17 protein-coding genes are annotated in these 20,210 nt (G+C 72.2%); 3 read left to right on the top strand and 14 right to left on the bottom strand.

Annotated features, from left to right (window positions below; translation table 11 throughout):
* Window positions 1-71: 71 nt before the first annotated feature.
* Both gdhA and Q4C85_RS10230 read right to left on the bottom strand, forming a co-directional pair.
* Window positions 72-1,409: an NADP-specific glutamate dehydrogenase gene (gene gdhA, locus Q4C85_RS10235; protein ID WP_303141822.1), complete on the bottom strand. Its 1,338-nt coding sequence runs from the start codon at window positions 1,407-1,409 to the stop codon at window positions 72-74.
* A gap of 131 nt (window positions 1,410-1,540) precedes the next feature.
* Entirely contained in the window at window positions 1,541-2,863 is a 1,323-nt protein-coding gene (locus Q4C85_RS10230) for an NAD(P)-binding domain-containing protein (protein WP_303141821.1), read from the bottom strand.
* Between the two features lie 59 nt (window positions 2,864-2,922).
* Here Q4C85_RS10230 and Q4C85_RS10225 point away from each other — a divergent pair, with 59 nt between their 5' ends.
* Complete coding sequence (locus Q4C85_RS10225) at window positions 2,923-3,732, top strand: methyltransferase domain-containing protein (RefSeq protein ID WP_303141819.1); 810 nt, start codon at window positions 2,923-2,925, stop codon at window positions 3,730-3,732.
* A gap of 102 nt (window positions 3,733-3,834) precedes the next feature.
* Here the strand turns inward: Q4C85_RS10225 and Q4C85_RS10220 are convergent, their stop codons facing one another.
* The 3 genes from Q4C85_RS10220 to Q4C85_RS10210 form a co-directional block, all read right to left on the bottom strand.
* On the bottom strand, window positions 3,835-6,219 hold the full coding sequence (locus Q4C85_RS10220; RefSeq protein ID WP_303141817.1) for an isoamylase: 2,385 nt from the start codon (window positions 6,217-6,219) through the stop codon (window positions 3,835-3,837).
* 168 nt (window positions 6,220-6,387) lie between these two features.
* Entirely contained in the window at window positions 6,388-8,781 is a 2,394-nt protein-coding gene (purL, locus tag Q4C85_RS10215) for a phosphoribosylformylglycinamidine synthase subunit PurL (RefSeq protein ID WP_303141814.1), read from the bottom strand.
* 178 nt (window positions 8,782-8,959) lie between these two features.
* Window positions 8,960-9,223 (bottom strand): TM2 domain-containing protein, encoded by a 264-nt coding sequence (locus Q4C85_RS10210; protein ID WP_303141813.1) that lies wholly within the window; start codon window positions 9,221-9,223, stop codon window positions 8,960-8,962.
* A 339-nt stretch (window positions 9,224-9,562) separates the two neighbouring features.
* On the opposite strand from Q4C85_RS10210, the gene Q4C85_RS10205 reads away from it, so the two are divergent.
* The gene (locus Q4C85_RS10205) at window positions 9,563-10,999 is read left to right on the top strand and encodes a glycosyltransferase (protein WP_303141811.1); all 1,437 of its coding nucleotides are present in this window, start codon (window positions 9,563-9,565) and stop codon (window positions 10,997-10,999) included.
* Between the two features lie 647 nt (window positions 11,000-11,646).
* Here the strand turns inward: Q4C85_RS10205 and purQ are convergent.
* The 8 genes from purQ to Q4C85_RS10165 form a co-directional block, all read right to left on the bottom strand.
* The gene (purQ, locus tag Q4C85_RS10200) at window positions 11,647-12,345 is read right to left on the bottom strand and encodes a phosphoribosylformylglycinamidine synthase subunit PurQ (protein ID WP_303141810.1); all 699 of its coding nucleotides are present in this window, start codon (window positions 12,343-12,345) and stop codon (window positions 11,647-11,649) included.
* Between the two features lie 2 nt (window positions 12,346-12,347).
* A complete protein-coding gene (gene purS / locus Q4C85_RS10195; protein ID WP_303141808.1) occupies window positions 12,348-12,614 on the bottom strand; it encodes a phosphoribosylformylglycinamidine synthase subunit PurS in 267 nt (88 codons plus the stop codon).
* Between the two features lie 85 nt (window positions 12,615-12,699).
* Window positions 12,700-13,596 (bottom strand): PsbA protein, encoded by an 897-nt coding sequence (locus tag Q4C85_RS10190; protein ID WP_303141807.1) that lies wholly within the window; start codon window positions 13,594-13,596, stop codon window positions 12,700-12,702.
* The gene (locus Q4C85_RS10185) at window positions 13,593-14,171 is read right to left on the bottom strand and encodes a hypothetical protein (protein WP_303141805.1); all 579 of its coding nucleotides are present in this window, start codon (window positions 14,169-14,171) and stop codon (window positions 13,593-13,595) included. The genes Q4C85_RS10190 and Q4C85_RS10185 overlap by 4 nt, the downstream gene beginning before the upstream one ends.
* A gap of 10 nt (window positions 14,172-14,181) precedes the next feature.
* Entirely contained in the window at window positions 14,182-15,099 is a 918-nt protein-coding gene (locus Q4C85_RS10180; protein WP_303141803.1) for a phosphoribosylaminoimidazolesuccinocarboxamide synthase, read from the bottom strand.
* A 70-nt stretch (window positions 15,100-15,169) separates the two neighbouring features.
* A complete protein-coding gene (purD, locus tag Q4C85_RS10175; protein ID WP_303141801.1) occupies window positions 15,170-16,423 on the bottom strand; it encodes a phosphoribosylamine--glycine ligase in 1,254 nt (417 codons plus the stop codon).
* Between the two features lie 9 nt (window positions 16,424-16,432).
* Entirely contained in the window at window positions 16,433-17,029 is a 597-nt protein-coding gene (locus tag Q4C85_RS10170; protein WP_303141800.1) for a helix-turn-helix transcriptional regulator, read from the bottom strand.
* Window positions 17,030-17,074: 45 nt separating this feature from the next.
* Window positions 17,075-17,608: a hypothetical protein gene (locus tag Q4C85_RS10165; RefSeq protein WP_303141797.1), complete on the bottom strand. Its 534-nt coding sequence runs from the start codon at window positions 17,606-17,608 to the stop codon at window positions 17,075-17,077.
* 7 nt (window positions 17,609-17,615) lie between these two features.
* Here Q4C85_RS10165 and Q4C85_RS10160 point away from each other — a divergent pair, with 7 nt between their 5' ends.
* Window positions 17,616-17,756, top strand: a complete 141-nt coding sequence (locus Q4C85_RS10160) for a hypothetical protein (protein WP_303141796.1) — start codon at window positions 17,616-17,618, stop codon at window positions 17,754-17,756.
* A gap of 533 nt (window positions 17,757-18,289) precedes the next feature.
* Here the strand turns inward: Q4C85_RS10160 and Q4C85_RS10155 are convergent.
* Window positions 18,290-20,134, bottom strand: a complete 1,845-nt coding sequence (locus tag Q4C85_RS10155) for a phosphoenolpyruvate carboxykinase (GTP) (protein ID WP_303141794.1) — start codon at window positions 20,132-20,134, stop codon at window positions 18,290-18,292.
* Between the last annotated feature and the right edge of the window lie 76 nt (window positions 20,135-20,210).

Genomic DNA, 20,210 nt, shown 5'->3' with positions numbered 1-20,210 from the left:
GCGTCGGCACGCCAGCGCCCCGGGAGGCGCCGGTGGGCGACTCCCGGGGCGTCGGGCCCGGTGGGGCGGGATCAGACGATGCCGTGGGCGATCATGACGTCGGCGACGCGGGTGAAGCCCGCGGCGTTGGCGCCCAGGACGTAGTCGCCGGGACGGCCGTACTCCTCGGCCGCCTCGACGCAGGAGTCGTGGATGTCGGTCATGATGCCGGCGAGCTTGGCCTCGGCGGTGGCGAAGTCCCAGCGGGTCCGGCCGGCGTTCTGCTCCATCTCCAGGGCGGAGGTGGCCACGCCTCCGGCGTTGGCCGCCTTGCCGGGGGCGAAGAGGATCCCGGCGGCGAGGAAGGCCTCGACGGCCTGCGGGGTCGAGGGCATGTTGGCGCCCTCGGACACGACCGTGCAACCGCCCCGCAGGAGGGTGGCGGCGTCCTCGCCGTCGAGCTCGTTCTGGGTGGCGCAGGGCAGGGCGACATCGACCGGCACCTCCCAGACGCTCGAACCGGTGACGAGGCGCGCGCCGGGGCGGCGGGCCACGTAGTCGGCGACCCGTCCGCGCTCGACCTCCTTGACCTGCTTGAGCAGCTCGAGGTCGACGCCGGCCTCATCGACGACGTAGCCCGAGGAGTCGGAGAAGGTGATCGGCACGGCGCCCAGCTGCTGGGCCTTCTCGATGGCGTAGATGGCGACGTTGCCCGAGCCGGACACGGAGACCTTCTTGCCCTCCAGGGAGTCCTTCCTCGTGGCCAGCATGTCCTGGGCGAAGAGCACCGTGCCGTAGCCGGTGGCCTCGGTGCGCACGAGGGAGCCGCCCCAGGCCAGGCCCTTGCCGGTCAGGACACCGGCGTCGTAGCTGTTGCGCAGGCGCTTGTACTGGCCGAACATGTACCCGATCTCCCGGCCGCCCACGCCGATGTCGCCGGCGGGCACGTCGGTGCCGGGGCCGATGTGGCGGCTCAGCTCGGTCATGAAGGACTGGCAGAAGCGCATGACCTCGGAGTCGGAGCGGCCGTGGGGGTCGAAGTCGGAGCCGCCCTTGCCGCCGCCGATGCCCTGGGCGGTCAGGGCGTTCTTGAAGATCTGCTCGAAGCCGAGGAACTTGATGATGCCGGCGTTGACGCTCGGGTGGAAGCGCAGACCGCCCTTGTAGGGGCCCAGCGCCGAGTTGAACTCGATGCGGAAGCCGCGGTTGACGTGCACCTGGCCGGCGTCGTCGACCCACGGGACACGGAACATGATCTGGCGCTCGGGCTCGACGATGCGCTCCAGGAGCGCATCCTCGGCGTAGTGCGGGTGCTTGGCGATGACGGGGTCCAGTGACTCCAGCACCTCACGAACCGCCTGGTGGAACTCGGCCTCGCCGCGGTTGCGGGCGACGACTTGCTCGTAGACCTTCTCGACGACGTCCTGCATGACGTACTCCTCACGATGTCGGTATGTGAGGCGCAGGAGCTCGTCGTTGGGCAGGGCGGTCCTCCTGCGCTGGCCCCCAGCCTGTCACCGTGCCGGAAACTGAGATGAAACATCCCGGAATCCGAGCGCCGCTAGGAGCGGGTCGCGCGGCGGGGCTGGAGGCGCCGCAGCGCGGTGCGAGCGGCCAGAGAGCCCGCGCGCGTGGCGCCATGGGTCGAGGCCGAGGACCCGTAACCCACGAGCAGCACCCGTGGATCGGCGGCAACCGCCACGCGCCCGGCCATGCGGATGCCCGAGTCGCGCAGACGCAGCGGCGCGAGGTGGCTCAGCGCCGCACGGAAGCCGGTGTTCCACACGATGACGTCGGCCTGTACCCAGGTCGGCTCGCGGTAGGGATCCCACGACTCGGGCACCACCAGACCGGTGCCGTGCACGAGGCCGTCGGAGTCGCGGACCGTGGCGGCCGGGGAGAAGCACACGCCCTCGGCTCCGATGCGGTCGAACATGCCGCGGCTGACCAGCACGCCGGAGCGAACGCCATCCAGGTAGGCCGGCAGCATGGGGATGCCGGTCGCCCGGACCACCGAGACGGTGCGCCGCCCCGCGGAGGTGCGCGCGTCGACCGCCTGCTCGACCTCGGCGCCCCACACCTCGTCGAAGTCGACCGTGGTGAAGCCGGGCGGGCGTCGCGTTGCCCAGGTCGTGGTAGCCGTGTACGGCGCGATCTCCAGGAGCATCTGCACCGCGGACAGGCCCCCACCGACCACCACGACCCGCTGCCCCGCGAAGTCCTCGGCCCGCCGGTAGCCGACGGTGTGGAGCTGGCGGCCCGCGAAGGTCTCGACTCCGGGGACATAGGGCACATAAGGGTGGCTCCAGGTCCCGGCCGCCGAGATGACCATGCGCGTGAGCCAGGTCCGCGGCCCCTGTGGCGTGGAGGCCTCGACCGCCATGAGGGTGTCGCGTCGCACCACCCCGGCCCCTGCCGCCGCCCCGCCCGGGACGGCCAACGGGGCGGCCGGAAGGTCAGTGGACCGCACAGCCGTGACCCGCACCGGCCGGAGCACGTCGAGGCCGCGCGCCTTCTCGAAGCGCCCGTAGTACTCGGGGACAACCGCGCTCGACGGCCGCGTGGCGTCCAGCTCCCCGGCCGGGAAGTGGGGCAGGTCGGCGATGTGGTGGGCGCGGCCGATGGTCAGGGAGTCCCACCGGTGACGCCATGCGCCTCCGGGTCCCTCCTCGGCGTCGAGGACGAGCAGCTCCCGCCCGGGGACCATCCCACGGCGGACCAGCTCGCCGGCCGCGGCGAGCCCCGCCTGCCCCGCTCCGATCACAATGACCTCGAGGACCCGGGCGCCCTGTCCACCGTCGGACACCCCCCGCCCGCCGGGCACCGTGCCGACGTCAGGGCTCGGGCGGGTGACGGTCACCGAGGGCTCCTGGGCTGCGCTCACTGTCTCATCATGCCGTCCTCCACTGGCGGGCATGGGCGGCGGCCGCCTACGGTCGAGGCATGCGCACGCCGCAGACCACCTACACCCACGGACATGGCGCGGCGGTCCTGGCCAGCCACTCCCACCGGAGGGCCGCCGACTCCGCCGCCTACCTTCTGCCCCACCTGCGCGCCGGACTCGATCTGCTTGACGTGGGCTGCGGCCCGGCCACCATCACCGCCGACCTGGCACGCGCCGTGGCACCCGGCCGCGTCGTCGGGCTCGACGGCGCTCCCGCCGCCCTGGTGGCGGCCGGCGCCACCCTGGCGGCGCAGGGGCTGGAGGACGCCGTCGAGCTCGTGGCGGGCGACATCCACGAGCTGCCCTTCGCGGATGGCTCCTTCGACGTCGTCCACGCCCACCAGGTGCTCCAGCACGTGGCCGACCCGGTCGCCGCCGCCCGCGAGATGCGGCGCGTGACCCGGCCCGGGGGCCTTGTCGCCGCGCGCGACGCCGTCTACTCGGCGATGACCTGGTATCCCCGGCCCGCGGGGATGGAGGCGTGGCGCGAGACCTATATGGCGACCGCGCGGGCCAACTCCGGCGAGCCTGACGCCGGGGCGATGCTGCTGTCGTGGTTCCGGGCAGCGGGCATGACCTCCGTCGAGGCCACCGCCTCGAGCGGGTGCTACGCCACCGGCGAGGACCGCCAGTGGTGGGGCAGCACCTGGGCCGAGCGCTGCCTGACGTCCTTCGGGCCGCAGGCCCGTCGGCTCGGCCTGGCCGACGACGAGGGGCTCCGGGCCGTGGTCGAGGCGTGGCGCCAGTGGGCCGCCGCCGAGGACGGCTGGTTCGCCGTACTCCACGGCGAGGTCCTCGCCCGGGTCTGAGCCACGCCGCACGTGGCCCTCCTCCACCTCAGCGGCTGAGGCAGACGCGCAGCACCCGCCTGCATGCCGAGGTGGTCTGGACGACCAAGGAGGAGTGGGCCGTCAGTGCCGCGGCTGAGGAACCGCCTGGCACACGACCACCGACCAGGGGCCGACGGTCACGGTGCCGGAGAGAACCTCACCAGTGCCCTCGGGCCAGTGGTTGTCGTGCGGCTCGGCCCACACGCCGGTGTCGACCAGGCGGCGCCACACGGTCTGCCCCGCATCCTGGTCGGGCCCGGAGCCGCCAGAGGATCCGTGTCCGGGCACCGGCACGGTGAAGTCGACAGGCTGGTCGGCCATGTTGATCATGACCCAGAAGCCCTCCCCGGGGGCGTCGATCTGGACCACCAGCGCCCGGTCGCCCTGGCCCGGCGCCCCCTGTCCCGACGGCGTATGGAAGAGGTAGGAGACGTCCTCGCCCCCGGCGAGCGCGTCTCCCCAGGCGGCCTGGTGGAGGGCCGGGTGGCGGTGGCGCAGGCCCATGAGGAAGATGGCAAGGCGGAACAGGGGATTGACCCGACCGTCAGGGGCGTCGAAGACCCCGAGGTTGTCGTGGTACACGGCGCCGCCGGGGTCGCCCACCGGAACCCGCTGCGGGGCATGGGTGGCGAGCATCGCGTAGTTGGTGCGCATGGCCACGGTGTCGAGCGCCCAGGGGTTGTTGTTGCCGTTCTGGGTCCGGCCCATCTCATCCCCGGCCACGATCATCGGGACACCCCGGGAGAGCATGAGGATGACCCACAGGTTGCGCAGGCGCTGACGGCGTAGCGCCTGGTCCCCTCCGGAGTCCCAGGACAGGTTGTCGTCGCTGCCGCCGTCGGAGGGGCCGAAGGGGTAGGGCTGGTCGTTGACTTTCGTCTGGTAACTGACGAGGTCGGCCATGGTGAAACCGTCGTGGGCGCAGATGAAGTTGATCGACTTCTGCGGGCCGCCGTTGTCCTCGAAGTGGTGGTAGTCGCCATTGACCATGTCGATGAACTCGCCGGTGTTGCCGTCCCCCTTGGTGAAGCGGCGCACGGCGTCGCGGTACCGGCCGTTCCACTCCCCCCAGCCGCGCGGGAAGTTGCCGACCTCATAGCCCCACAGGTCCCAGGCCTCGGCGATGACCTCGATGCCCTCGGCCTGGGCCAGCGCGGCGATCTCGACGAGCAGGGGGTGATCGCCGAAGAAGCGTTTGAGACCGCCCCAGTCGTCGGGGGCCGACTCGGCGGGCAGCCGGCCCAGGACGGTGGCCAGGTCGAAGCGGAAGCCGTCGACCCCCATCTGCGTGGACCAGTAGCGCAGGGAGTCCAGCACGAGCCGGCGGGCGGCCGGCGAGGAGTAGTTGATCTGGTTGGAGGTGCCGGTCGCACCGTCGACGAGCATCTTGTCGACCGTCATCTGGTAGTACTCGGCGGTGGCGAAGCCTCCCAGGCTCGTGAAGCCGGTGGTCGTCACCTCCCCGTTCCAGTTGCCGCCCTCGGCGGTGTGGTTGTAGACGACGTCGAGGTAGACCTCGAGCCCGGCGGCATGGAAGGCCTCGACCATCTCTTTGAACTCGCGGGTGGGGCCGCCCCAGCTCTTGTCGGCCGCGTACTGGCGGTTGGGGGCGAAGAAGGCCAGGGTCATGTAGCCCCAGGCGTTCGTGGCGCCGGGGCGACCCGACTCCGAGGCGTTGGTCTCGTGGACGGGCAGGAGCTCGACGGTCGTGATGCCGGCAGCCTTGAGGTAGGGGGCGAGCATGCCGGCCCCCTTGTAGGTGCCCTGGTACTCGGCGGGGATGTCCCCCACGGCCTCAAAGCCACGCTCACCGGCGAGCAGCTCGCTGAGACGGGCGGCGCTGGGGTGGCCAGTCAGCTGCTTGACGCCGGCCTCGTAGATGATCGCCTGCTCGGCGGGGATCCGTGGGGCGCCCGCCCGGATGAGGGCGGGGTCGTCCTCAGCGACGACGACGCCCTTGGGCGCGTAGGGGGCGGTGTCGATGAGCCTGCGGGGCACGCCGTCGACCAGGTCGCCGCCCGCGCCCAGGACCCCGTCGTTGACTCCCAGCTCGGCGAGCCGGTCGGTCCCGACGGTGTGGCTGACTTCTCGGGAGTAGGGGTCGAAGAGGACCTTGTTGGGGTTGAAGCGGTTGCCGGCCTCGTCGAGGTCGGCGATGAATCCCGCCGCCGAGCCGGGGGCCCACGCCTCGTCGTGGGGCCAGTTCGGTCCCCAGACGCGGAAGCCCAGCAGGGCACCGGGGCCCAGGCCGCCCAGCCGGGCGCGCCACACGCCGTCGGCCCCCCGGGCGGGCAGGAAGGAGGCGACGGCCGTAGCGCCGAGAGCCTCGGGGTAGACCTCGAGCTGGACGCGGGTGGCGGCCGGGGCGTGGACGGCCACGGTCAGGCCGTCGGTGGTCAGGTGGGTGCCGAGCGGCCAGGTGGCCCCGGCCCAGGTGGGCTCATCGAGAGCGACGGGTGCGGGCATGACCGCCACCGTGCCACCTCAGCCTGATCAGAACCTGGGCACCGGCGCGCTCAGCAGCCGGACCGGCCCCGAGACCGGGACTACTGACACCCCGGGACCGGTACGTATGACACAGGGAGGCGCGGGACCGGGCCCGCGCGGGATCGCTCCGTGGCGCCTGCCCGGGACTCAGAACAGCGCGGGCAGGGTGGCCTCCACCCGCTCGCCCAGCTCGTCGAGGTCGAGCACGAGCGGGCGGCCGTCCCCGCCGTCGGCCAGCAGGTCCTTGCCGGCCACGACGAGCATGTCCCCGCCGGTGGTGCCCAGGCGCGCCCAGGGCACGCCCTCGGCCTCGGCGGCGGCGGCCACCACCGGCACGAGCCCCTCGACGACGGCGACGACGGCGCGCGCCCCCGACTCGGAGAACAGGGCCGTGAGGTCATCGACGTCCCCCGCCAGCCCGGCCAGGTCGATGCTCGCCCCCACCCCGTAGCGCAGCACGCAGTCGACGAGGGTCTGGACGAGGCCGCCGGCCGAGCAGTCGTGGGCCGCGCGCACGAGGCGCCGGCCCCCGGGGCCGTCGGCATCGCTCAGGGCGATGAGGACCCTGCCCAGCGCCATCTCGGCGTCGAGGTCCACCCTCGGCGGCATGCCGCCGAGGTGGTCGTGGACGACGCGGGCCCAGGCCGAACCGTCCAGCTCCTCGCGGGTCTCCCCCAGGGCGACGATCGCCAGCCCCTCCTCGTGCCAGCCCGAGGGGTTGGCACGGCGCACGTCCTCCATGACGCCGAGGACGCCGACCACTGGAGTGGGGTTGATCGAGGAGTCCGGCAGGCCCTTGACCGGGCCGTGGGAGTTGTACAGGGAGACGTTTCCCCCGGTGACGGGCACGCCCATCTCCCGACAGGCGTCGGCCAGGCCCGTGATGGCCTCGACGAGCTGCCACATGGCATCGGGGTCCTCCGGCGAGCCGAAGTTGAGGCAGTCGGTGACGGCGCGCGGCCTGGCCCCGACGGTGCACACGTTGCGGTAGGACTCGGCCAGGGCCTGGGCCGCTCCGGTGGCGGGGTCGAGCTTGGTGAAGCGGCCGTTGGCGTCGGTGGCGATGGCCACGCCCCGCCCGGTGGCCTCGTCGACGCGCACGACCCCGGCGTCGTCGGGCTGGGCCAGGGCGGTACCGCCGCGCACGTAGCGGTCGTACTGGTCGGTGACCCAGGCGGCCGAGGCCTGGCCCGGGCTCGTGACGACGGCCATGACCTGCGCGGCGAGCTCGGCGGCGCTGGAGGGGCGGGGCAGGGCGGCCGCCGTGTCGGCGTTGAGGGCGTCCTGCCAGGCGGGCCGGGCGTAGGGCCGGTCGTAGGTGGGGCCCTCGTGGGCCACGGTCCGCGGGTCGACGTCGACGATGCGCTCCCCGAAGTGGTCGATGGTCAGGCGGCCCGAGCCGTTGACCTCGCCGATGACGGAGGCCTCGACGTCCCACTTGTCGATGACGGCCATGAAGTCCTCGAGCCGGTCGGGCGCGACGACGGCCATCATGCGCTCCTGGGACTCGCTCATGAGGATCTCCCCGGCCGTCAGGGTGGGGTCGCGCAGAAGGACCTTCTCGAGGTCGACGTGCATCCCGCCGTCGCCGTTGGAGGCCAGCTCGCTCGTGGCGCAGGAGATGCCGGCGGCGCCCAGGTCCTGGATGCCGAGCACGAGGCCGCCGGCGAACAGGTCGAGGCAGCACTCGATGAGGACCTTCTCCATGAAGGGGTCGCCGACCTGGACGCTGGGCCGCTTGGCGGGCATGCCGTCCTCGAAGGACTCGCTGGCCAGGATCGAGGCGCCGCCGATGCCGTCCCCGCCGGTGCGCGCACCGAACAGGACCACCTTGTTGCCCTGGCCGCTGGCGTTGGCCAGATGAATGTCCTCGTGGCGCAGGACCCCCACGCACAGCGCGTTGACGAGCGGGTTGTCCTGGTAGGAGGAGTCGAACTCGGTCTCGCCGCCGATGTTGGGCAGGCCCAGGCAGTTGCCGTAGCCGCCGACGCCTGCCACGACCCCGTGGACGACCCGGGCGGTGTCGGGGTGGTCCACGGCGCCGAAGCGCAGCTGGTCCATGACCGCCACCGGCCGGGCACCCATCGAGATGATGTCCCGCACGATGCCGCCCACACCGGTGGCCGCACCCTGGTAGGGCTCGACGAAGCTGGGGTGGTTGTGGGACTCGACCTTGTAGGTCACGGCCCAGCCGTCCCCGATGTCGACGACGCCCGCGTTCTGGCCCATGCCCACCAGGAGGTGCTGGCGCATCTCGGGCGTGGTCTTGTCCGCGAACTGGCGCAGGTGGATCTTGGAGGACTTGTAGGAGCAGTGCTCGGACCACATGACCGAGTACATGGCGAGCTCGGCGTTGGTGGGCCGCCGGCCCAGGAGGCGGGTGATCGAGGCGTACTCCTCGTCCTTGAGGCCCAGCTCGGCGTAGGGCATCTCCCGCTCCGGGGTGGCCGCAGCATCGGCAACGGTGTCGGGGTGCTCGACGGGGCCGTGCCCATCTGCCTGCGGCGTGAGGCGGGCGGGCTCGGAGGCGGCTGCAGCCATGGGTGCTCCTGGGCGCGAGGGGGTGGTGGCAACCTCGAGGATACCGGGGGACGGCGGGGCGGGCGAGGCGCGGTCGGTTCCGGGTATGACGAGGGCGCCGGGACAGCTGTCAACGGCGTTGAGCCGCGTGACGCGATGCCCGGCGCCCTGCCTGCGCGGTTGGGGTCGCCTTCGGGTCTCAGACGACGTCGGGGCGCTGGGAGGCCTTGTAGGCCTGGAACAGACCCCAGGCCCAGTTGCCCAGGTTGACGACAGTGGGCACGACCCCGCCCACGGTGTAGAGCAGCACGAGGTAGAGGGCCATGAGCACGAGGTGGTAGACCCCCTCCCGCTTCTCACCGAGGTAGAAGTTGTGGACACCCAGGGCGCCGAAGAAGAAGGCGAGCAGCCACACGGCGAGCTTGCTCTTCTGAGAGGGCGCCGGGCGTGACGGGATGGACATTGGGGGTTCCTTTCTGGTTCAACTCGCGTCGCTCGAAGACGAGATGCAAGGGGAGTTCTACACCACTCGGTTTCAACGGCGCCACCGTGTTACCCACATCTCATAGCCGACGCACATACTCCCGCATTCCTTGATTTCTCGCCGTTTTCTGGCGCACAGGAAGGCCGTGAACGCGCCTTGGGGCCGGCACCATGGGTGCGTACTACCCACCCCTCCCCATGGCCGGAACTATGTCGGGACCCCAGGAGAGACGCCTCTCACACCTCCGTCGACGCGAAGACCGCCCTCCATGCCGCCCGGCGTGTTGCGCGTCACATGACGAGAGGGCAGGATCGGGCCATGAGAACCATCGACGTCGCGCCACTGCCCCTGTCGGAGCTCGAGAGTCACCTCGACGAGGTAGCCACCCGGCGCCTGCGCGACTCGGTCGCCGCGGCGCACGGCCTGCTTGAGGGCCGCACCGTGTGGACCGTCACCCCGACGGCCTCGGCGGGCGCTGGCCCGGTCGAGATCGTCGCCCCACTGGTCGGCTACAGCCTCGGGCTGGGGATCGACACCCGATGGCTCACCCTGGACGCCCCCGCCGAGTTCCTCACCATTGCGGCTCGCCTCCACTCGGGCATCCACGGCGACCGCGGGGACGGCGGCAAGCTCGGGGACAAGCAGCGCGACATCTACGAGCACGTCCTGGCCTCCAACGCCGACAATGTCATCGAGGAGGTGAGCGAGGGCGACATCGTCATCCTCCACGACCCGCCGACCGCCGGGCTGGCCAAGGCATTCAGCGCGGCGGGAGCCACCGTTCTGTGGCGCTGCCACCTGGGCGCGGCCGACTCGGGCGAGGCGGGGCAGCACGCCTGGGCCTTCCTCGACCGGTACCTCGAGGACGTCGACCTCGTCGTCGTCTCCCGCGAGGGGTACCGGCCCCCCTTCGTCGAGCCCGAGCGCTGCGCCATCATCGCCCCCTCCATCAACCCCGACTCCCCCAAGAACCGCGTCTACGACCTCGACGAGGCCTGGTCGATCGCCCGCCTGGCCGGGATCTACGACGGCGAGCCGCCCTTCGAGGCGGTGCCCTTCGTCCACGAGGACGGCCGTCCGGGGGCGGTCAGGGAGCTGCCCTCACTGGCCGGCGCGGGCCTGCCGGTCCCCACCGGCAAGCGGACGGTCGTCCAGGTCTCCCGCTGGGACCGCCTCAAGGGGTGCAAGGAGCTCATCGACACCTTCGCCGACCACGCCGCCGCCCTGCCCGAGGACGTCCACCTGCTCCTCGTGGGCCCCGACCCCGACCCGGTGCGCGACGAGGCGGCCGCCGAGGTGCTCGGCGAGGTCCTCGAGCGCTGGGACCTGCTTCCCGATTCTCTGGCCGCCCGCGTCCACATCGCCGCAGTCCCCATGCACGACCGGGACGTCAACGCCACCGTGGTCAACGCGGTCCAACGGGTGGCCGACGTCGTCACCCAGCGCTCACTCATCGAGGCCTTCGGCCTGCCGGTGGCCGAGGCGATGTGGAAGAAGGCGCCCGTGGTCGCCTCACGCGTGGGCGGGATCGAGGACCAGATCAACGACGGAGTCGACGGCGTGCTGATCGAGCCGCAGGACGGCGGGTCCTGGGCCCAGGCGGTCGACGACGTGCTGCGCTTCCCCGAGCGCGCCCGGGAGATGGGCCAGGTCGCCCACGAGTCGGTGCGCCAGCGCTTCCTGCCCGACCGTCACCTGCGCGAGTTGATCGACGCCATCGGACGCGCCCTCGACCGGGGCCAGACCGAGCCCTGAGCCGTCCCGGACGCTTCGCCGAGATCGGTAGATATGACACCTCGAGATCGGTAGATATGACACCTCGAGATCGGGACATATGGCACGGCGGGGTGCGGGATCGTTCTGGGGCGGGCACCTCGCCTGAGGCCCGGAGCCACCGCCCGGCAAGTTATCCACAGATTTTGTCCACACCCTTGTGCACAGGTCTGGGGAAGGCCGGGGATCGTGCGACTCCCCCTGTGGTCAACCGTCCGCACGCCGCCACCCGCCCCCTCCACAGGCGGCTCCCAGCTCGCCCGCGGGTGACGCCGAGCACGCCGACGGGCGCCATGGATCGTTGCAATCCCGCCGATAGTGAGCGGTTATTCCGGCGATCGTCGCGCCTCGGAGCCTGACTGTCGGCCCCCGCCCGGCAGGCCGGAGCGACAAGCACCACATTGTCCACAACGATTACGTTTTGGTCACGATTCTTCAGCGAGTTCCTAGCAAACCACAGGTGTGCTCCGAGTTATCCACATCCTTGGGACGGGCATGTGGGCTACCGGCACGCCGGATGCGAGGAGCCGCGGCAGGCAGCAGGCGCCCCGGCACGGAGCCGGCGCCCGTGCGCATCACCTCGCGGGGCGCTCGCCGTGCTCACACCGCCGCCCCGACCGGGCCTGCGCTCAGCGGCCCGCGAGCGCGCTGATCGCCGAGGCGAAGAGCCGCAGCCCGTCGACGCCGGTGCGCGGCCCCGCCGAGGAGTCCGGGCCGAAGCCCGGCTCGACGGCGTGCTCGGGGTGGGGCATGAGGCCCACGACATTGCCCCGCTCGTTGCGCACCCCGGCGATGTCCCGGGCCGAGCCGTTGGGGTTGGCTCCGACGTAGCGGAACACGACGAGCCCCTCGCCCTCGAGGCGGTCGAGCTCGGCCTCGGAGGCCACGAAGTTGCCCTCACCGTTCTTCAGGGGGATGGTGATCTCCTCCTCGGCCTCGAAGTCCCCGGTCCAGGCGGTTGTCGTCGACTCGACGCGCAGGACCTGGTCACGGCACACGAAGCGCTGGTGGTCGTTGCGGATGAGGGCGCCGGGCAGGAGGTGGGCCTCGGTGAGGATCTGGAAGCCGTTGCAGATGCCGAGCACCGGCATCCCCGCCTCGGCGGCGGTGACGACCTCGCCCATGACCGGGGCGAATCGGGCGATCGCCCCGCACCGCAGGTAGTCGCCGTAGGAGAAGCCTCCGGGGACGACGACGGCGTCCACGCCCCGGAGGTCGGCGTCCTTGTGCCACAGGACGACGGGCTCGGCCCCGGCCAGGCGCACGGCGCGGGCGGCGTCAACGTCGTCGAGGGTCCCCGGGAAAGTGATGACGCCGATGCGGGCCACGCTCAGCCCTCCCCGGCGGCGTCGGTCTCGGCGCGCACCGAGACGACGTCCTCGATGATCGGGTTGGACAGCAGCCTCAGTGCCGCCTGCCGGGCCGCCTCGAGGTGGTCCTCGGTGACGGGGCCCTCGACGCTCAGCTCGAAGCGTCGCCCCTGGCGCACCTCGGTGAACTGGTCGAATCCGAGTCGCGGCAGGCTGCCCACGACCGCCTTGCCCTGGGGGTCAAGGATCTCAGGCTTGGGCATGACCTCGACGACGATGCGTCCCATCGGTCCTCCTGGTTACGGGGTTGGGGCGAGGGGTGGTCCGGGCACAGCGTACCCGCACGGGGGCCGGCCGGCGCCGTCGGCCGGCTCAGACGTGGCCGAGCCAGTCGGCGGCCAGCCGGATCGAGACGATCCCTCCCAGGGCCAGGGCGACGGTGGCGATGAGCCAGGCGGGCCCCAGCACGAGGGCGATGACCGCGCAGACAATGGCGGCGGCGAGCAGGAAGCCGCCGACCGCCCCGGCCACGCCCGCCGGGGCGTGGGTCGACTGGTCGAAGGTGGAGGTGCCCATGAGCGGGGTGGGGCCGGACTCGACCGAGGCGGCGGGTGGCGGTCCTCCGCCTGTCGGGGCCCTCCCCGATCCGGGCGGTCCCGCATGGGGCCCTGCGCCCAGGGAGGGGCGGTCGGTGAACGCGCCCTCGAGGAGGCGGTGGGGGTCGGCCACGTTGACCGTTCCGACGGTCAGGCCGGCGGCCGCGTCGAGGACGGTGGGTTGCCAGCGCTCGGCCTCCCCGCGCACGGCCGTTCCCCCGGCCCAGGCGAGGTAGCCGGCGGCCGAGACCAGTCCCGCCCCGGCCAGGACGACAACGAGCCAGGGCGGGACCCACAGGCGCCCCGACTCGGCGTTGGTGGCCAGGTTCATCGCCGACCAGGTGGCCAGGACCAGCCCGGTCAGGGCGAAGGCGATCCCCGCCAGGCGCTGGGTGCGCACCGCCTCGGGCCAAGGGCTGCGGGCCCGTTGCCCGGGGGTGGGCTGGGCGGGTGCCGCGCCGCGCCCCACGCCCCAGTCGGGGCCCGGGCGGGTGCGGCCGGTGGGCCGGCCCGCCGGGGCGTCGTCGGCATCGTCGGCATCGAGGACGACCGGATCGTCCTGGGGGGCTCCGGCCGGCCCCCCGGCGGCGGGGCGGGCGGGGGCGCGCTGCGTCCCCCAGTCGACGGGGCCGCGCTCGTGGGCCGGGCGGCGATCGCGTCCGGGCGGGGTCATGAGAGCACCTGCCCCAGGATCGAGGCCAGGCCCAGGGCCACGAGCGTGAAGCCCAGCGCGCCGGCGAGCAGCTGGGCGACACGGATGATCCCCTCGCCGACCGATGTGCCGGCGAGCCTGTCGTCGGCCATGCGCCCCAGCTCGGAGGCGGCCAGGGCGGTGGTCACCGGCCCGGAGACGACGTCGAGGGTTGTCAGCTCGCGGTGCCCGCTGGAGTCGGGCACGACCAGGTCTGTGCCCGGCACCTTGAGCGGCGCCGGGGTCTGCTGCGCCGCCGTCGGGGCGCGGCGGGCGGCCCGGGCGCGGACGCGCTCCAGGCGCAGCCGCGGGGCGTTGACGACCACTGAGCGGGCCGGCACCCGCAGGACGGCCAGCATCCCGACCCCGACGATGACCAGGGCCGCTCCCCCCAGGACCAGGGAGGTCGAGCGGGCCCCCAGGGCGGCGCAGATCGCGGCGGCCAGCGCCAGGACGAGGACGGCCAGCGCGGCGATGACCAGGAGGAGGAAACCGGGCCCTGGTCGGAAGGAGCTGCTCGTGGCCGGGCGGGGGCCCGGGTCGTGCGCGGCGGTCATCGGCCCGCCCTCACAGGTCGAGGGGGCGGCCGGTCAGGCGCTCGTAGGCCTCGAGGTAGCGGGCCCGGGTGCGCGCGACGACCTCCTCGGGCAGGGCGGGCGGGGGCTGAGGGCCGTTGCGGTTCCAGCCCGCGGCCGGGGAGGTCAGCCAGTCGCGGACGTATTGCTTGTCGAAGGAGGGCGAGACCCGGCCGGGCGACCACTGGTCGGCGGGCCAGAAGCGGGAGGAGTCCGGGGTGAGGACCTCATCGCCCAGGACGAGGGCGCCGTCGGCACCGGCACCCAGCTCGAACTTGGTGTCGGCCAGGATGATGCCGCGCTCGGCCGCGATCCGCGCGGCTCGCGCGTACAGGGTCAGGGTCACCTCCCGCAGTGCCCGGGCTGCGGGTGCGCCCACCATCTCCACGACCCGCCCGTAGGTGATGTTCTCGTCGTGCTCCCCGAGCTCGGCCTTGGCCGCCGGGGTGAAGATCGGCTCGGGCAGGCGGGAGGCCTCGGTCAGCCCGGCGGGCAGCTCCTGGCCGCACACCGTGCCGGACTCGCGGTACTCGACGAGCCCGGAGCCGGTGAGGTACCCGCGGGCCACGCACTCCACGGGGTACATCGTCAGCCTCCGGCACACCATCGCCCGCCCCGCGACCTCGGCGGGGGCCTCGAGGCTGACCAGGTGGTTGGCGACGACGTCGCCGAGCTGGTCGAACCACCAGGCGGACAGGGCGGTGAGCACCTTGCCCTTGTCGGGGATCGGGGTGGCCAGGACGTGGTCGTAGGCGCTGATCCGGTCCGAGGCGACAACGAGCAGGACGTCCTGCCCGGCCCACGCCGAGCCCGGGGCCGGGGTGTAGACGTCTCGGACCTTGCCGCTGGACAGGTGCGTCCATCCCGGCAGCGCAGGGGCGATGGGCAGGGTGGGGGCGCTGGGGCTCATAGGCCCATCCTGCCACCGTGCCGGTGGGGCGCGGGGGACAGTGGTGCGGCGAGAGCGGGCCCTGCCGGCCTCAGCGGCCCAGGGCGATGTCGCTACGGACCTGGGCCCCCTCGAGGTTGATGCGCCCGACCGCCTCATAGGCGCGCGCACGGGCCTGGGCGACCGTGTCGCCCAGGGCCACGACCGACAGGACCCGGCCCCCGGTGGCCACGAGCCGGCCGACGTCGTCGCGGCCGGTGCCGGCGTGCAGGACGTGGACGCCCTCGACCTTCTCGGCGGCCTCGACCCCGGTGATGATCCCGCCGGTGGCCACCACCCCGGGGTAGCCGGGGGCCGCCAGGACGACGTCGACGGCTGCCTGGTCGGACCACTGCGGGGGCGGGACCTCAGCGAGGCGCCCCGTGGCCGCCGCCAGGAGCAGCTCGGGCAGGGAGGAGGTCAGGCGGGCCAGGACCGCCTGGGTCTCGGGGTCGCCGAAGCGGACGTTGAACTCCACGACGCGCAGTCCTCGGCTCGTCAGGGCCAGGCCGCAGTAGAGCACGCCGATGAAGGAGGTGCCCCGGCGGGCCATCTCGTCGACCACGGGCTGGGCGACCTCGTGCAGGACCTGCTCGCCGATGTCCGCCGGCGCCCAGGTCAGGGGGGTGTAGGCGCCCATGCCGCCGGTGTTGGGCCCCGTATCGCCGTCACCCAGGCGCTTGAAGTCCTGGGCGGGGGCCAGGGGGCGGACGGTTGCGCCGTCGCACACGCAGAACAGGGAGACCTCCGGGCCGTCGAGGTAGTCCTCGACGACGACCCGCCCGCCGTCCTTGGCCAGGCAGGCCAGGCCGTGGGCCAGGGCGGCAGCCCGGTCGTGGGTGACGACGACGCCCTTGCCAGCCGCCAGGCCGTCGTCCTTGACCACATGCGGGGCACCGAAGCGGTCCAGGGCGGCGGCGAGCTCCTCCTCGGTGGTGCACACTGCCGCCTCGGCGGTGGGGACGCCGGCGGCGGCCATCACCTCCTTGGCGAAGGCCTTGGAGCCCTCGAGGAGGGCCGCCTCCGCGCCGGGGCCGAAGCAGGGGATGCCCGCCTGGCACACGGCGTCGGCCACTCCTGCCACGAGGGGGGCCTCGGGGCCCACGACGACCAGCTCGGCGCCCATCTGCTCGGCCAGCTCGACGACCTCGCTGGGCGAGGCGGGGTCGATGTGCAGGTTGGTGGCGATGAGGGCGGTCCCCGGGTTCCCGGGCGCGACGACGAGCTCGGTGGTGGCGGGGTCGGAGGCGAGGGCGCGAGCCAGGGCGTGCTCGCGCGCGCCGGAGCCCAGAAGCAGGATCTTCACGGCGCCAGCCTAACGAGGATTGAGGCAGGGCGCCGTGTGGGTGTCACGCGGCGGCGGGGTCGCGGGGGCCTCATGGCGCCCGTCAGCGGCCGGCCGGGCTGTTACGCTGACAATGCCGGCCAGGGGGGACGGTCTGACGATGTCCGGAGACAGCATGAATGATCCCGCGGTCGTGCTGGAGGACCGGGCGGCGGCGCTGCTCAGAGCTCCGGGCGCCAACCCGACGTCGCGGGTGAAACGCCGCGTGAAGGTTCCCACCGAGGTGTACCCCACCTCGTGGCAGGCCTCGGCCACGCCCACGCCGGGGTGGACCAGGAGCTGCTTGGCCTCGTGGAGACGCCAGGCGGACAGGTAGCCGATGGGCGAGCTCCCCACAAGCGCTGTGAAGGTGCGCGTGAGATGGGAGGGGCTGTAGGACAGGTACTCGGCGAGGTCTTGAACGGTCAGGGCCTCCCGATGGTGAGCGCGCAGGAAGGCGGTCGCGTTGGCCACCAGGTCGAGCACTTCGGGGGCCACGGTCGAACTCCGGCCGCCCCGCGCGACCGGGCTGCCTGGCATGGTCCGCCCCGACGGATCGGCGGCGGCAGACAGTTCCTGCGCGCTCATGATCCCAGGCTATGTCCGGGGACCGGTTGTGGGCACTGCGGCGGATCAGCCCTGTTCGGTCACGACGACTCGGTCCCGGACGGTGACCTCCTCGGCGGAGGCGACTCCCAGTTCATCGAGGCCGACGCTGAAGACGACGAGCTCGACGGGCGACCAGGTGCACAGGACCTCCTCGGCCGGGGCGGTGGCGAGGACCTGGAGCTCCCGGGGTGCCGGGGATGTCAGACGAGACTCCTCCCGACACACGACCGCTGCGTCGACCACGAGCAGATGCGTGCTGAAGTCGGTGGGCGGGGTCTCAGCGGTCACGGCAGCCGAGACCGGCGCCGGCAGGGCGGCCAGCCACTCCTGCCAGGCGGTCTCGGTTCCCAGGAGGCGCGTGCCCAGCGGCAACTGCGACGCGTCGAGCTCCTCGTCGGCACTCTGGCGCCAGGTCGACACCGTCCGCCCGACAACCGTCCCGGAGATCGGTCCAGAGGTCGACTCGATCGGCCGCTCCGTCCCGCCCCCGGGCGCACACCCCGCCAGAGCCAGCAGCGTCAGGACGGCGGCAGCGATCATCGCGATCGCCACCGGCATGATCGTCATGGCACGCCCGGGCGCCGCACCATGGACGGCGCGGCCCGTCCCGAAGCGAGCCGTTCCCCGACCGGGAGCAACGGGCGTGGTGCTCGCCGCCTTCCTGAGCGTCATCCTGGGCATCGTCATCCTCCTGGCCGGAGGATAGGTGTTGCGCGAGGCTGTCGTGATGGGCCGCACTCCCCTGCCGGCCCCGCCTCGCACGTGGCCGGGCCTCGTCCCGGCACGCCGACCGAGAACTACCCGTTTCCATCGAGCTGGAACTCGGTCGCGAAGTACTCACGCGCATTGAGCCTTTCTCACCAGGGGGTGAGGGTCGGGGCCGGGTGTCGTTGGGGTGGTGCGGGAAGGCGGGCGTGTCGTAGAGGGGGGCACGCCGGAGTGTCTGTCGGTAAGGGTGTGGTTCAAGAATCCAGGCTTGGGGAGGAGGCCCGGGCGGATGTGCTCTCGCGCCACTGTTGACGTCGCGGCGGCTACTGCCCACGGTCGGCAGGCGGGCAACGCTCAGGACCCGGTAGAGGACCGGTCGGTGAAAGGTCGAGTTCGCATCTGGCGAGAAAGGCGCAGTGAACCGACAGGCAAGCACCACCGCCCCGCCGCACGGTGGCGGCGGGGCGGTGATGCTGTCATCCCGCCTCCCTGGCCGGGAGAAGGTCCCGGCCAGGGAGGAGGCGATGATACTCAGGCCTTGGCGGCGGCGATGCGCTCGCGGAACTTGGCCAGCTGCTCGGTGATGGCCGCGGGGACCTTGTCACCGAACTGCTTGAAGTACTCCTCGGTGTCCTCCATCTCGGCGGCCCAGGCGTCGGGGTCGATGGTGTACATCTGCTCCCACTGCTCGGCGGTCACACCGGAGCCCTCGAGGTTGAAGTCTTCGATCTTGGGGTACAGACCGGTGACACCCTCGATCGCCTCGACCTCGCCACCGGCGCGGCGCACGATCCAGTCCAGCACACGGGAGTTGTCCCCGAAGCCCGGCCACAGGAACTTGCCGTCGGCGTCCTTGCGGAACCAGTTGACCTGGTAGACCTTGGGGAAGTTCTCGCCGAGCTGCTCCTGGATCTCCAGCCAGTGGCCCCAGTAGTCGGCCATGTTGTAGCCGCAGAAGGGCAGCATGGCGAAGGGGTCGTGGCGCAGGGAGCCGGCCTTGACGTCGGTGGCCGCGGCAGTGACCTCCGAGGCCACCGAGGCACCGATGAACACGCCGTGGGCGGCCTCGTACTGCTCAGCGACCAGCGGGACGTTCGAGGCGCGACGCCCACCGAAGAGGATCGCGTCAATCGCCACGCCCTCGGGGGCCTCCCAGTCCGGGCAGATGATCGGGCACTGCGCGGCGGGGGTGGTGAAACGGGAGTTGGGGTGCGCGGCGAGCTTGCCCTCGGCGGCGTCGGCCGGAGTGTAGTCGTTGCCGTGCCAGTCGATGAGGTGCTCGGGCAGCTCGGCGTCGATGCCCTCCCACCACACGTCGCCGTCGTCGGTCAGCGCCACGTTGGTGAAGATCGAGTTGGCGCGCATCGTGTCCATGGCCATCGGGTTGGTCTTGTAGGACGTGCCCGGGGCCACACCGAAGAAGCCCGCCTCGGGGTTGATGGCCCGCAGGCGGCCGTCCTCACCAGCGCGCATCCAGGCGATGTCGTCGCCGACGGTCTCGACCTTGTAGCCCTCGATGGTGGGCTGGAGCATGGCGAGGTTGGTCTTGCCGCAGGCCGAGGGGAAGGCGGCGGCCACGTGGTACTGCTTGCCGCTCTTCTCGTCGGTCAGCCGCAGGATGAGCATGTGCTCGGCCATCCAGCCGTCGCGCTTGGCCATGGTCGAGGCGATGCGCAGGGCGTAGCACTTCTTGCCCAGCAGGGCGTTGCCGCCGTAGCCGGAGCCGAAGGACCAGATCTCGTTGGTCTCCGGGAAGTGGGTGATGTACTTCTCGTCGTTGCAGGGCCAGGTCGTGTCCTGCTGGCCCGGCTCGAGCGGCGCGCCCACGGAGTGAACGGCCGGGACCCAGGGGCGCCCCTCGGCGATGAGGTCCATCGCGGCGGTGCCGATGCGGGCCATGATGCGCATGTTGACCACGACGTAGGGCGAGTCGGTCAGCTCGATGCCCAGCTGGGAGATGGGGCCGCCCAGGGGGCCCATGGAGAAGGGGATGACGTAGAGGGTGCGGCCGCGCATGGCGCCGTCGAACTTCTCGTGGAGGATCTTCTTCATCTCCACCGGGTCGTACCAGTTGTTGGTCGGACCGGCGTCCTCCTCCTTCTCGGAGCAGATGTAGGTCCTGGACTCCACCCGGGCGACGTCGCTGGGCAGGGAGCGCGCGAGGAAGGAGTTGGGACGCTTGTCGGGGTTGAGGCGGGTGAACATGCCGGACTCGACCATCTCGCCGGTCAGGCGGTCCCACTCCTCGTCAGAGCCATCCGCGAAGTAGACCTTCTCCGGCTTGCTGAGCTCCGCGATGCGGGTGACGAAGGAGATGACGTCCTCAGGGGTGTTGGCCGGTGCTGCCGCGCGAACTTCCTGCTCAGACACAGTCATGTGAGTCCCTTCCTTAGGTGTCTAGTGACTCGTTCTGTCAGGAGCCCATCCTCCCCCATCCCCGCCCGGAGGTCAC

Origin of the sequence: Actinomyces sp. (assembly GCF_030524025.1) — a bacterium.
Lineage (GTDB): Bacteria > Actinomycetota > Actinomycetes > Actinomycetales > Actinomycetaceae > Actinomyces.
This window is presented reverse-complemented; position numbering and strand designations above follow the sequence as displayed.

Coding starts and splice junctions, on each gene's coding strand:
- gdhA (WP_303141822.1), bottom strand. CDS start 1,409: ATGCAGGACGTCGTCGAGAAGGTCTACGAGCAAGTCGTCGCCCGCAAC.
- Q4C85_RS10225 (WP_303141819.1), top strand. CDS start 2,923: ATGCGCACGCCGCAGACCACCTACACCCACGGACATGGCGCGGCGGTC.
- Q4C85_RS10220 (WP_303141817.1), bottom strand. CDS start 6,219: ATGCCCGCACCCGTCGCTCTCGATGAGCCCACCTGGGCCGGGGCCACC.
- purL (WP_303141814.1), bottom strand. CDS start 8,781: ATGGCTGCAGCCGCCTCCGAGCCCGCCCGCCTCACGCCGCAGGCAGAT.
- Q4C85_RS10210 (WP_303141813.1), bottom strand. CDS start 9,223: ATGTCCATCCCGTCACGCCCGGCGCCCTCTCAGAAGAGCAAGCTCGCC.
- Q4C85_RS10205 (WP_303141811.1), top strand. CDS start 9,563: ATGAGAACCATCGACGTCGCGCCACTGCCCCTGTCGGAGCTCGAGAGT.
- purS (WP_303141808.1), bottom strand. CDS start 12,614: ATGGGACGCATCGTCGTCGAGGTCATGCCCAAGCCTGAGATCCTTGAC.
- Q4C85_RS10190 (WP_303141807.1), bottom strand. CDS start 13,596: ATGACCCCGCCCGGACGCGATCGCCGCCCGGCCCACGAGCGCGGCCCC.
- Q4C85_RS10185 (WP_303141805.1), bottom strand. CDS start 14,171: ATGACCGCCGCGCACGACCCGGGCCCCCGCCCGGCCACGAGCAGCTCC.
- Q4C85_RS10180 (WP_303141803.1), bottom strand. CDS start 15,099: ATGAGCCCCAGCGCCCCCACCCTGCCCATCGCCCCTGCGCTGCCGGGA.
- Q4C85_RS10170 (WP_303141800.1), bottom strand. CDS start 17,029: ATGAGCGCGCAGGAACTGTCTGCCGCCGCCGATCCGTCGGGGCGGACC.
- Q4C85_RS10165 (WP_303141797.1), bottom strand. CDS start 17,608: ATGCCGGTGGCGATCGCGATGATCGCTGCCGCCGTCCTGACGCTGCTG.
- Q4C85_RS10160 (WP_303141796.1), top strand. CDS start 17,616: ATGGCACGCCCGGGCGCCGCACCATGGACGGCGCGGCCCGTCCCGAAG.
- Q4C85_RS10155 (WP_303141794.1), bottom strand. CDS start 20,134: ATGACTGTGTCTGAGCAGGAAGTTCGCGCGGCAGCACCGGCCAACACC.